The sequence below is a fragment of the Clostridium sp. YIM B02555 genome (assembly GCF_022320955.1).
In the GTDB taxonomy this organism is placed as follows: Bacteria; Bacillota; Clostridia; order Clostridiales; family Clostridiaceae; genus Clostridium; species Clostridium saccharoperbutylacetonicum.
In genome coordinates this window covers 94,690-107,379 of the sequence record NZ_JAKJJY010000018.1, presented here as the reverse complement: position 1 = coordinate 107,379, position 12,690 = coordinate 94,690, and the positions used below count along the sequence as shown (strand labels likewise).

Genomic DNA, 12,690 nt, shown 5'->3' with positions numbered 1-12,690 from the left:
AATATAAATGAATTTTTATGCTTTATATATTTGTGGTTTTGTGATAAGATTAGTATCAGAAAAAATATTTTATTAGTATTGAAAAGTAAAATAATTATAAATAAAAACTATCCTTAAATTATCTTGACATAGTATAAGCTATAAACTAGAATAGATAAAAAGAGAAGATTTAAAAGTTAAGATGCACTTTAACTTGGTCCTGTGAGGCCAAAAAGGGAACATGACTATGATATTTGAAAGCATGTAAAATTCATAGCTTATTTTTTGAATTCAAATATTTGTAAGGTATATCACAGGATAGTGAAGAGGCAGTTTTACTGTATGCTCTTTATTATCCTTTTGTTTTTATGTAAACAAAATTTATAAGGTGTAGTTTTAGCAAAAATATATTTGTAGGAGGCTTGAGCATGAAGGCAAAGCTTATATTAGAAAATGGTATGGTTTTTGAAGGTAAAGCTTTTGGATATCTAAAAGAAAGCGTTGGAGAAGTAGTATTTACAACGGGTATGACAGGTTATCAAGAAGTACTTACAGATCCATCTTATTACGGACAAATAGTAACTATGACTTACCCTTTAATAGGTAACTACGGAATTAACCTTGAAGATATGGAATCAGATTCAGTTAAGGTTAGAGGGTTTATTGTAAGAGAAAAATGTAGTATGCCAAGTAATTTTAGATGTGAATTAGAACTTGATGACTTTTTAAAACAAGGGAAAGTTATTGGACTCGAAGGAATAGACACAAGAGCACTTACTAAGGTTTTAAGAAATAGTGGAACGATGAGAGGCATTATTGCTCTTGAAGATTTAGAAGATGAATATATAAAAGAAAAAATTGCAGGTTTTTCTACAAAGGAAGCTGTGAAGACTGTTACAACAAGCAAATCCTATACAGTTGATGGAAATGGAAAACATGTTGCAATTATGGATTTTGGAATAAAAACAAATATAATAAGAAACTTTAAAAAAAGAGGATGTAAATTAACTGTATTTCCAGCAACGGCTACAGCTGAAGAAGTATTAAATGTTAATCCTGATTTAGTATTTTTATCTAATGGACCTGGAGATCCAGAAGATTTAGATTTTGCTATTGAAAATATAAAGAAATTAGTTGGAAAGAAGCCAATTACAGGTATTTGCTTAGGACATCAATTATTAGGATTAGCGTTAGGTGGTAAAACTGCTAAGTTAAAGTTCGGACACAGAGGATGCAATCATCCAGTTAAAGATTTAGAAGCTAATCTTGTGCATATAACTTCTCAAAATCACGGTTATGTAGTAGAAAAATTGCCAGATGATATGGAAATTACTCATGTAAATATTAATGATGGAACAGTAGAAGGTATGAAGCATAAGACTTTACCAATATATTCAGTTCAATTTCACCCAGAAGCGTCAGCAGGGCCAAAAGACAGTGAATATATATTTGATAAATTCTTAGAATATGCACTTTAGGAGGTTAAGAGAATGCCATTAAATAAAGATATAAAAAAAGTTTTAGTTATAGGATCAGGTCCTATAGTCATAGGTCAAGCGGCTGAGTTTGATTACTCAGGAACTCAAGCTTGTGAAGCATTAAAATCAGAAGGTATAGAAGTTGTACTTGTGAATTCAAATCCAGCTACAATCATGACAGATAAAGAAGTTGCAGATAAGGTTTATTTAGAACCATTAACATTAGAATTTGTTGAAAAAGTTATAGCTAAGGAAAGACCAGATAGCTTACTTGCAGGAATGGGTGGTCAAACAGGACTTAACCTTGCTGTGGAATTGCATGATTCTGGTATATTAGATAAATACAATGTGAAAGTAATAGGAACATCTATTGCATCTATAAAAGAGGGTGAAGATAGAGAACTATTCAGAGATATGATGAATAGAATTGGAGAGCCCGTTATAAAGAGTGAAATTGTAACTGATTTAAAATCTGGATTAGATTTTGCTAGCAAAATTGGATATCCAGTTATAGTAAGACCGGCTTATACATTAGGAGGATCAGGTGGGGGTATCGCTAATGATGAAGAACAACTTGAAACCATATTAAGATTAGGTCTTCAATTAAGTACAATAGGTCAAGTTTTACTTGAAAAGAGTGTTAAGGGTTGGAAAGAAGTAGAGTACGAAGTAATGAGGGACTCTTATGGAAATTGTATTACCGTATGTAATATGGAAAATATAGATCCAGTTGGAATACATACTGGAGACAGTATAGTTGTTGCTCCTTCACAAACTCTTTCAGATAAAGAATATCAAATGCTTAGAACAGCATCAATAAATATAATAAATGCAGTTGGAATTGAAGGTGGATGTAATGTACAGTTTTCATTAAATCCAAATAGTTTTGAATATGCAGTTATAGAAATAAACCCTAGAGTTTCTAGAAGTTCAGCTTTAGCATCAAAAGCAACAGGATATCCAATTGCAAAACTTGCTGCTAAAATAGCTCTTGGATATGGATTAGATGAAATAAAAAATGCTGTTACGCAAAAGACGTATGCATGTTTTGAACCAACACTTGATTATGTTGTAGTAAAAATACCAAAATGGCCTTTCGATAAATTCTTTGGTGCTGATAGAGAACTTGGAACAAAGATGATGGCAACTGGTGAGATAATGGCAATCGGTGCTAATTTTGAGCAAGCGTTCTTAAAGGGAATAAGAAGTTTAGAAATAGGGAAATTCTCTTTAGATCATAAGAAGTTCAAAGAATTAAGCATGTCTGAGCTTAAAGAAAGAGTAATGGCTCCAGATGATGAAAGAATTTTTGCATTAGCAGAGATGTTAAGAAGAGACTATAGAATAGAAAAAATAAATAAAATCACTGGAATTGATATGTTCTTCTTAGAAAAAATTAAATGGATTGTTGAAGAAGAGCAAAGGTTGAAATTGAGTAAAATAGAAGATTTAGATAAAGAATGGTTATACCACTTAAAGAAAAAAGGCTTTTCAGACAAGGCTATAGCTGATATGTTAAAAGTTAGTCCTGATGATGTATATAGACTTAGAGATATATGGAATATAAAACCTTCATACAAAATGGTTGATACTTGTGGTGGTGAATTTGAAGCATTATCACCATATTACTACTCAACTTATGAACAATATGATGAAGTAGAAGTATCAAATAATAAGAAGGTAATAGTTATAGGGTCAGGTCCAATAAGAATAGGGCAAGGTATAGAATTTGACTATGCTTCAGTACATTGTGTAAAAGCGTTAAAGAAGCTTGGAGTTGAAACTATAATAGTAAATAATAATCCAGAAACAGTAAGTACTGACTTTGATGTATCAGATAAGTTATACTTTGAACCATTAACTGAAGAAGATGTTTTAAATATAATAGAAAAAGAAAAGCCAGATGGAGTAATACTTCAATTTGGTGGTCAAACAGCTATAAAGCTTGCTAATTTCTTAAAAGAACAAAACATTGTTACTCTAGGAACTACTGCAGATCAAATAGATATGGCTGAGGATAGAGAAAAGTTTGATGAATTACTAGAAAAACTAGGAATAGCAAGACCAAAAGGTAAAGGTATATGGTCACTAGAAGAAGGTTTAGAAGAAGCAGGCAGATTGGGATTCCCAGTACTTGTTAGACCTTCATATGTAATTGGTGGTCAAGGAATGGAAATAACTCATGATGAAGAAGAATTAACATACTATTTAGAAAATGCATTTGCAAAAGATAAGAAAAACCCAATTCTTATAGATAAATACTTAATGGGAAGAGAAATTGAAGTTGATGCGATTTCAGATGGAGAAAATATATTAATACCAGGTATCATGGAACATTTAGAGAGAGCAGGAGTTCACTCTGGAGACAGTGTTACTATGTATCCAAGTCAAAATATATCTGACAAGATAAAAGCTGATGTATTAGAGTATACTAAAAAATTAGCGTTAGGAATTGGCATAAAAGGCATGATAAACATTCAATTCATAGAATTTGAAGGGAAATTATATGTAATTGAAGTTAATCCAAGAGCCTCAAGAACGGTTCCTTATATAAGTAAGGTAAGTGGAGTTCCAATTGTAGATTTAGCTACCCAAGTAATGCTTGGCGCTAAATTAAAAGATTTAGGTTATGGAATAGACGTATATAAAGAACCAAAATTGGTTTCAGTTAAAGTTCCAGTATTCTCAACTCAAAAATTACCTAATGTTGAAGTAAGCTTAGGACCTGAAATGAGATCTACAGGAGAGGTTTTAGGCGTAGGTAGAAATATAAAAGAAGCTTTATACAAGGGATTTGTTGGAGCATATATGTATCCATCAAAGGAAAAGGGAAAAATACTGGCAACAATAAACAAACATGATAAACCAGAATTCTTACCTATAGCAAAAGATCTTGCGGCTGTTGGATATAAATTTGTAGCAACTACAGGTACTTGTGCATTATTGAGAGAAGCTGGCATAGAGGTAGAAGAAATTAGAAAGATTAATGAAGAAGAACCAAATATCTTGGATGTGGTTAAGAATAGAGAAGTTGATCTAGTTGTAAATACACCAACCAAAGGAAATGACTCAAATAGAGATGGGTTCTTAATAAGAAGAGCAGCTGTTGAAAGAAACTTAGGTGTAATTACTGCCTTAGATACATTAAGAGCAATTGCTGATGTAGAACTTGAAAAATTTGATGAAAAAAATGATTTGGAAGTATTTAATATAGCTGAATAGGAAAATTATTTTATAAGGTTGCTGAGAAATAGTTAAGTTTTCAGTGGCCTTATAATCTTTCTTTGATTAACAATCAACCAGTTTTTAAACTAAATTCTAGAGTTATGTAGGATTAAATTAAACTTATATCAATAAAATGGTACTTGGGTTTTCATTTAAGGCTAGTTTTTATAATGAATGCGTGCAGAACTGAACTCTGTTTACAAGAATTGACTATTAAATGTTGAATTTAACTTTTCATTTTAGCCATTTTACAAAATTATAATAGATTATATTGACAAGCAAACATCTGTTCCGTATAATGTAATTAATGAACATACGTTTGCTAAGGAGATGTATATTATGAAGGATACAGGAAGTTTTTTTGTTAAATTAAATTGTAAAAATATTGACAGTATTAAAAGCTTGATAATAGATAGACAGGGGCATTATGTTAATGAAGAAAAAAAATATATAATGTGTGCAGGAAAATATGATAAAAATGGATGGACATTAGTATTTAGAGCTAGAAGTTTTGAAGAAGCTGAAGAACTAGCAAATTTAAATCCATTTTTATATAAGAAAGATAAGGATAAGTTAAAGCTAGTACAATAAATTGTAAAATCCCAAATACATATTTATTGATAGCCTAATATTTTGAAGGTTAATCAAAGAAAAAATATATTACATATTATAATATAAAAAAAAGCTGATAAATATATTTTATCAACTTTTTTTATATTTCGTATTTTACATTTGATATAACTACTGAAAGAGTATCTATTAAATTAAGTTTTGAACCAACTTTGTTTGGTGTCTCACTTTGTAATATCTTTACTATTGGCCTTAATGGGAAGTTGGGGATTGTTTCCTCAACTACTCCTATATCGCCATTACTAAGGCTTACTATTGTTCCTTGAGGAAAAGGAATAATGATCTTACAAAATACATCAAGTATATTAGGATCAAATAATGTACCAGAATTAGACATTAAATATTCTAATGAATCATTTGGACACATAGCTCTTTTATAAGGTCTATCAGAAGTTAGTGCATCATAAATATCAGAAATACTAACAATTCTAGCGAGATAACTAATGCTTTCATTAGAAAGGTTTGATGGATAGCCCAATCCATCAAATCTCTCATGATGTTGTAAAACTATCAATTTAATATGTGAACTTAAACTATAAATTTTATTTAAAAAGTTATAACCATTTCGTGGATGCTTTTTTATTAGCTCAAATTCTTCTAGAGTTAATTTATCTGGTTTTTGAAGAACTTCACTTGGAATGAAAGATTTCCCTATATCATGAAGTAATGCTCCAATACAAAGGTAATTTAAATTTTGTCTAGATAAATTTAAACTAATACCAAGTATAACTGATATTACAGCAACATTAACAGAATGAGCATAAGTGTAATCATCCATATTTTTAATATCAACTAAAGATAATAACACATTCTTGTTTGATAATATATTTTCCACTAATTCTTCAGCAATTTTATTGATAGATTTAAAATATTTTTTTTCTTGTTTAGAATATTGATTAATATTTCTTTTTTTAAAGTCATGGGATGAGGAAATTCTTTCTATATGAGAAAAAGTTTCTTTAATTATGGAAATTGATTTATTTCTTAGCTCTGGTTTTATAATATCTTCAATAACAGCTGTGCTATAATCATCAATTATATAGAGAGAAAATATTTTATGTTCCTTAATTTTTTTTAATGTATCAATAGTTAATGGCAGTCCAGATTTTAGTAGACATCTACCATTAGATGTATAAATACTTTTACCTAAAATTGAATTCTCCTTGATACACTCTATAGGAACTAACCTCATAATTTCACGAACCTCCATTATAGAATAATAATTATTATATCACAAATTTTATGTAAGATTATACTACTCACATGAAAATAATGTTAAAATCATAATCTTTTATAACATAAAAATAAACAATAATACAAAAAACACATATTTTTATTGTATTATATAAATTGCTTTTGTAAATAAATCATCATTCAAATATTAATGCTGATAAAGAAATTTTTATATAACTTGCTATAATTCATCATTACTTGAATTGGTAGACAGCAGATAAATAAAGTAATAAAATATTTACTAGATAAATAATGTTATTACTTTATTTATTTAGTAAATTGGAAAAATGGAGTGAGGATAGTTTTGGATAATAAAGATAAACCTATTGGATTTTTTGATTCAGGGGTAGGTGGTTTGAGTGTAATGAAGGAAGCAATTTCTATAATGCCAAACGAAAATTTTGTATATTTTGGAGATTCAAAAAATGCTCCATATGGAACTAAAGAATTGGAAGAAGTTAAAAAACTTACTTTAAATGCAGTAGATTTTTTATTAGATAAAAATGTTAAGGCAATTGTAATAGCGTGTAATACAGCAACTAGTGCTGCAATTGAGGATATTAGAGATAAATATAGTAGCATTATTCCGATAATAGGAATAGAACCAGCTTTAAAACCGGCCGTAAAGCTAAATAGAAAAGGAAATGTTATAATAATGGCAACTCCTATGACGTTAAAAGAAAAAAAGTTTAAAGCCTTAATGGAGAAATATAGAAATGAGGCCAGTATAATATCATTACCTTGCGCCGGATTAGTAGAATTCATTGAGCAAGGGGTATTAGAAGGTGAAGAATTAGAAACTTACCTAAAAGAAAAATTTAAGGAATATTTAGCAAATGATATAAATTCAGTTGTTTTAGGATGTACACATTATCCATTTGTAAAGAATGCATTGTCTAATGTTGTTGGAAGTGATATACCACTTATTGATGGTGGTGAAGGGACAGCAAAAGAACTAAAACGAAAGTTAAAGGAGAAGGATTTAATTAATGATTCAAAAGAAAAAGGAAATATAGTAATTTATAATTCTTTAAATGATAATAAAATTATAGATTTCTGTTATAATCTAATTAACTTATAAATATAAATTTATTCATATGTAACACATAAAGAGTTCATGAATTTAAATTTATGTTTTAGATAATAATATTTATTAATATGTATATTGAGAGGAGAACTTAAAAAAATGAAAAATCCAATTATTACAATGACTATGGAAAATGGTGGAGTAATTAAAGCTGAATTATACCCTGAAATAGCTCCAAATACAGTGAGAAATTTTGTAGATTTAATTAATAGAGGTTTTTATGATGGATTAATATTCCACAGAGTAATTCCAGGTTTTATGATTCAAGGTGGATGTCCAGAAGGCAGTGGAATAGGAGGCCCAGGATATTCTATAAAAGGAGAATTTACATCTAATGGATTTAAAAATACTCTAAAGCATTCAAAAGGAGTATTATCAATGGCTAGAGCTATGCATCCAGATTCAGCAGGAAGTCAATTCTTTATAATGGTAGCAGATGCACCACACTTAGATGGACAATATGCATCATTTGGTAAGGTTATTGAAGGAATGGAAGTTGCTGATAAGATTGTGGCTCAAAAGACAGATATGTCGGATAGACCTTATGAAGATCAAGTTATAAAGAGTATTACAGTAGATATGCAAGGTGAGAATTTAGAAGAGCCAGAAATAATTGAAGAATAAAAAATATATTTTTAATCATTGAGCTTTTGGATAAGTTAAAGAAATGGGGTGCTTGAAATGGCTAAAAGTAAGAAATGTGTGTTAGCGTATGGATTAAGTGAAGAAGAGATTAGTAAGATCGAAAGCCAAAATATAAAGGTAATAGAAATAAAAAATAATATGACTTCAATGACCTTAGAAAGTATTGTTAATGAAAAGTTAGATGAAAATTCTTATGATGAATTGCCATTAAGTGAAAAGGCACTAATTTTCAATGGATTTAAAGATGAACAATTAAAATATACCATTAGATATATTAGAGGATTTTTACAAGGTGGTGTATTAGCAGTATCTACACCTCAAAATAATAAATGGACATTTAAGTATTTACTCGAACATTTAATTGAGGAGAGAGAATGGTATCATACACAGCAAAAGGGGAGAAAGTAAAGTGAGTCGTGTAGGAGAAAATATTAAGCAAGCTAGAGAAAAAAGTGGTATGACAGCTAAAGCTTTAGCTAAGAAGCTAGGTGTAGCAGAAAAATTTTTGAATGAAGTTGAAATGGGAAGAAAAGTTGCTTCAGAGGGATTAATAGATAAAGCTGCAAAAGTTTTAAAGGCTGATTTGAATGATATAAGTATGGTTGTAACAGATGAAATTCTTATGGAGGAAAAGAAAACTTTCAAAGAAATTCCAAAGAAAAATGAAAACTCAGAACTTTGGACTGATGCATTTTCATCTGTACTTAGAAGTGTACCAATATATAATTATTCTTTATCAAATAAAAAAGGCACTAAAGAAATGCCAGTTCATTCTAATAAAATTGATGGCTATCCACAAGATAAAGTATTTTATCTTGAAATAGAAGATGATGAAATGAATGGATTTAGAATGTTAAAGGGAGATATTGCTTTTGCTCATAGCATAAAAGAAGTAAGCAATAATGGATTCTTTTTAATTGACTATAAAGGACAAAGAAAAATAAGACAAGTAAAAGTTTTAGGAAATTCAAAAGTACTTTTGGTAAGTAATGCAGGAAATTTACTTACTGAAACTATGGAATTAAAAGAAATAGAGGTAATCGCTAAACTTGAAAAAGTTGAAATTACGCTATAACATCAAAATAATTAAATAGTAAATTATAAATAGAGAATAGCTAATATTTGAATTATTCTCTATTTTTTATTGCATAAATATTTCATTTGTATAGTATGCTTAAATATATATTTATACAGGATGTGATTATTATGCCTGAAATAGGTAGTGATATATCTTCTAAAACTGATGCATCGATAGGATTATTAACTAATGTACCAAAAGCAATATTAGATCAAATGGGTTATAAATATAGTATGCAGGAAAATCAGAATAATATGTTGGAACTTATTATTTTATATAGAGATACGCCAGAACAAACACGAGCTTTTATTGAAAGTTTAGGTGGAAAGTTTCAGGATCTGGGTTATAGTTTCGCAGTAATTAATATACCTAGGGATAGGTTAGAGCAATTAGCCTTAAGTAATACGATTCAGTATATTGAATTACCTAAAAATTTATATGAACAAGATGAGGCAAGTAATAGAGTATCTTGTATTCTTCAAGTTAACTCTGATTATAGTGTTTTAGGAGACGGTGTATTAGTTGGATTTGTAGATTCAGGGATAGATTATACTCATCCAGCATTTATGAATATTGCTGGAACCACTAGAATAGAATACATTTATGATTTAAGCACAGGTGGAACTATTTATAATAAGGAAACTATAAATCAGGCAATAAAATCACCTAACCCATATTCAATAGTTCCATCTTTGGATAATACAGGTCATGGAACTCATGTAGCTGGCATAGCATGTGCTGGAGGTAATATCAATCAAATGTATAAAGGTGTGGCTCCCAATGCATCGATAGCAATGGTCAAGGCTGCTAGAGGTACTGCAATTTTAAGTTCACAAATAATGCAAGGGATTAGATTTCTACTTGATAAAAGCAAAGAATTAAATATGCCTTTAGTTATTAGTTTAAGTTTGAGCACAAATGATGGGGCACATGACGGAGGAAGCTTACTAGAACAATATATAAGAACTGTATCAAATTTAGAGAGAGTATCAATTGCTATTGCTGCAGGAAATGAGGGAGATGCAGGACATCATGTTGGTGGTGAGTTAATAAAAACTCAAAGGGAGACTTTTAATATAGGAAGTGATGAGAAGACAATAGTTATGAATTTTTATAAGCCAATCCTTCCTAATATATCAGTAAGTATAATAAATCCAACGGGACAAAATAGCGGAAATATTACTATACAGGAAGGATATATTCAAGGTGCTATAGGGCGTGATAGATATGATATATATGTTGCAGGACCAAAACCATTTGAATTAATAAGTGAAATAAAAATTATTCTTTCAGCAAGAACAGAGTATCTTATTGAAGGTGTATGGACTTTAGAAATTAATGTTTTAAATGAATATTTAGGCGGGTATTCTATATGGCTTCCTGTTTTAGAAGGGCTTAATCCTAGTACAAAATTTATGGAACCAATTCAATATAATACTTTAGGAATACCAGCGACTGTTGATAATATAATTGCTGTAGGGAGTTATAATTATAGAACTGGTAACCTTTCTTCATTTAGCGGGAGAGGAGTCATAAATCAAGGTAACTTAACAAGGCCGGATTTAGTTGCACCAGGGGAAGATATTGTTGGACCAGTACCAAATGGAGGATATGATAATAAAACAGGAACCTCAATGGCAGCACCTCAAGTAGCGGGAATATGTGCGCTAATGATGCAATGGGGAATACTCAAAGGAAATGATCCATATTTATTTGGCCAAAGGCTAAAATATTATTTAATAAAAGGAGCTAGAAGAAGGCGTATAGATGTAACATATCCTAATCCTTTATGGGGTTACGGAGAAGTGTGTGCTTTTGATAGCATAAGTTTATTGGAGGCAGATTTAAATGCAATTTTATCAAGAGGAGATAAAGTTCATAAGGGTGTATCAGTAACAAATATAAAAGATAATAAATATAATATTTTGAGAAAAAATATAAAGAGGAAAGATATGGAGAGTACAAGTAATACAAATCCTATGAGTAATAAAGGGAGATTAAAAGTTCGGTGTCTTAGAGGGGATAGCTATATTCCAATTGATGGGGCTAAGATAACCGTCCAAGGAACCCAAGGGACTGAAAACATTAAAAGCATTGAGTTAATTACAGATTCGATAGGATTAACAACAGAAATAGAATTGGCCGCACCACCATTAGAATATTCATTAAATAAAAATAGTAATCAGATACCATATAGTATGTATGACATAACTGTTGAGAGAAACGGATTTAAGCCAATAGTAATACGAGGTTGTCAAGTATTTCCCACTCAGGTAGCATATCAAATATGTAATTTAGAAATTAGTCTAGGAAGAGGTGATATGCGACAAGAGATTATAAATATACAGCCTAATACATTAAATGGTAATTTTCCACCTAAGATACCAGAAGAGGTAGACAAACCATTACCACCACCAACATCAGGAGTTGTGCTTCCTCAACCTATAGTGCCAGAATATATTATTGTTCATCAAGGAAGTCCAAATGATCCGTCAGCTCCAAATTATAAAGTACCATTTAAAGATTATATTAAAAATGTTGCTTCCTGTGAAATATACTCAACTTGGAATAATTCAGCATTGAGGGCAAATATTTTTTGTATAATATCTTTTACATTAAATAGAATTTTCACGGAATGGTATAGAGGTAAAGGTAAGAATTTTGACATTACAAGCTCTACAGCCTATGATCATGCATTTAATTATGGCAGAAACATTTATGATAGTATAAGTCAAGTTGTAGATGAAATCTTTTCTACTTATGTAAGAAGAATTGGAAAGAAACAGCCACTTTTTACACAATACTGTGATGGAAAGAGTGTTACTTGTCCACAATGGCTAAGTCAATGGGGTAGCCAAGAATTAGCACAGCAGGGTATGGTGCCATATGATATATTAAAAAATTACTATGGAAGTGATATTGAATTAGTTACTGCTGAAAAGGTAGTAGGAAGTCCTCAGTCATACCCAGGAAATGCATTATCTATTGGATCGTCTGGGCAAGATGTAAGAACAATACAAGGCCAATTAAATAGAATAGCAAGGAATTATCCATTGATTCCAAAACAAGCTGAAGATGGTCAGTATACTCAAAAAACTGCAGATGCAGTAAAAACATTTCAACAAATATTTACATTACCGCAAACTGGTATAGTTGATTATGCAACTTGGTATAAGATATCAGATGTTTACGTTGGAGTAACGAAACTTGCAGAGCTTACAACTACTGAATCTAGTAGATTGTTAGAAATTAATGAATTTATTCCGCCAATTATACCTGGGGTAGATAATAAAAGAGGAATACCAAAATTTTATTACTAATTTTTAAGTTGTTAA

Annotated in this window: 9 protein-coding genes; 8 read left to right on the top strand and 1 reads right to left on the bottom strand. The window is 30.2% G+C overall.

Going from position 1 to position 12,690, the window contains the following annotated elements; translation table 11 throughout:
• Positions 1–407: 407 nt before the first annotated feature.
• The 3 genes from carA to L3B98_RS21010 all read left to right on the top strand — a co-directional run bounded on the left by carA (position 408) and on the right by L3B98_RS21010 (position 5,273).
• Positions 408–1,457 carry a glutamine-hydrolyzing carbamoyl-phosphate synthase small subunit gene (gene carA / locus L3B98_RS21020; protein ID WP_238918116.1) on the top strand — a complete coding sequence of 350 codons (1,050 nt, stop codon included), beginning with the start codon at positions 408–410 and terminating at the stop codon, positions 1,455–1,457.
• 12 nt (positions 1,458–1,469) lie between these two features.
• Positions 1,470–4,679 carry a carbamoyl-phosphate synthase large subunit gene (gene carB / locus L3B98_RS21015; protein ID WP_015390213.1) on the top strand — a complete coding sequence of 1,070 codons (3,210 nt, stop codon included), beginning with the start codon at positions 1,470–1,472 and terminating at the stop codon, positions 4,677–4,679.
• Positions 4,680–5,021: 342 nt separating this feature from the next.
• Positions 5,022–5,273, top strand: a complete 252-nt coding sequence (locus L3B98_RS21010) for a hypothetical protein (protein ID WP_015390214.1) — start codon at positions 5,022–5,024, stop codon at positions 5,271–5,273.
• A gap of 121 nt (positions 5,274–5,394) precedes the next feature.
• Here L3B98_RS21010 and L3B98_RS21005 read toward each other — a convergent pair whose 3' ends face one another.
• Entirely contained in the window at positions 5,395–6,504 is a 1,110-nt protein-coding gene (locus tag L3B98_RS21005) for an HD-GYP domain-containing protein (RefSeq protein ID WP_015390215.1), read from the bottom strand.
• Between the two features lie 345 nt (positions 6,505–6,849).
• Here L3B98_RS21005 and murI point away from each other — a divergent pair, with 345 nt between their 5' ends.
• The 5 genes from murI to L3B98_RS20980 all read left to right on the top strand — a co-directional run bounded on the left by murI (position 6,850) and on the right by L3B98_RS20980 (position 12,675).
• Complete coding sequence (gene murI / locus L3B98_RS21000; RefSeq protein ID WP_238918115.1) at positions 6,850–7,626, top strand: glutamate racemase; 777 nt, start codon at positions 6,850–6,852, stop codon at positions 7,624–7,626.
• Positions 7,627–7,731: 105 nt separating this feature from the next.
• Positions 7,732–8,256, top strand: a complete 525-nt coding sequence (locus tag L3B98_RS20995; protein ID WP_238918114.1) for a peptidylprolyl isomerase — start codon at positions 7,732–7,734, stop codon at positions 8,254–8,256.
• Between the two features lie 57 nt (positions 8,257–8,313).
• Positions 8,314–8,685 carry a DUF3783 domain-containing protein gene (locus tag L3B98_RS20990; protein ID WP_015390218.1) on the top strand — a complete coding sequence of 124 codons (372 nt, stop codon included), beginning with the start codon at positions 8,314–8,316 and terminating at the stop codon, positions 8,683–8,685.
• Between the two features lies 1 nt (position 8,686).
• Complete coding sequence (locus L3B98_RS20985) at positions 8,687–9,352, top strand: helix-turn-helix transcriptional regulator (RefSeq protein WP_238918113.1); 666 nt, start codon at positions 8,687–8,689, stop codon at positions 9,350–9,352.
• A gap of 131 nt (positions 9,353–9,483) precedes the next feature.
• The gene (locus L3B98_RS20980; protein ID WP_238918112.1) at positions 9,484–12,675 is read left to right on the top strand and encodes a S8 family serine peptidase; all 3,192 of its coding nucleotides are present in this window, start codon (positions 9,484–9,486) and stop codon (positions 12,673–12,675) included.
• Positions 12,676–12,690: the final 15 nt, after the last annotated feature.

Bases quoted from the DNA above. Each gene is read 5' to 3' on its own strand.
- carA (WP_238918116.1), top strand. From the start codon at position 408: ATGAAGGCAAAGCTTATATTAGAAAATGGTATGGTTTTTGAAGGTAAA.
- carB (WP_015390213.1), top strand. From the start codon at position 1,470: ATGCCATTAAATAAAGATATAAAAAAAGTTTTAGTTATAGGATCAGGT.
- L3B98_RS21010 (WP_015390214.1), top strand. From the start codon at position 5,022: ATGAAGGATACAGGAAGTTTTTTTGTTAAATTAAATTGTAAAAATATT.
- L3B98_RS21005 (WP_015390215.1), bottom strand. From the start codon at position 6,504: ATGAGGTTAGTTCCTATAGAGTGTATCAAGGAGAATTCAATTTTAGGT.
- L3B98_RS20995 (WP_238918114.1), top strand. From the start codon at position 7,732: ATGAAAAATCCAATTATTACAATGACTATGGAAAATGGTGGAGTAATT.
- L3B98_RS20990 (WP_015390218.1), top strand. From the start codon at position 8,314: ATGGCTAAAAGTAAGAAATGTGTGTTAGCGTATGGATTAAGTGAAGAA.
- L3B98_RS20980 (WP_238918112.1), top strand. From the start codon at position 9,484: ATGCCTGAAATAGGTAGTGATATATCTTCTAAAACTGATGCATCGATA.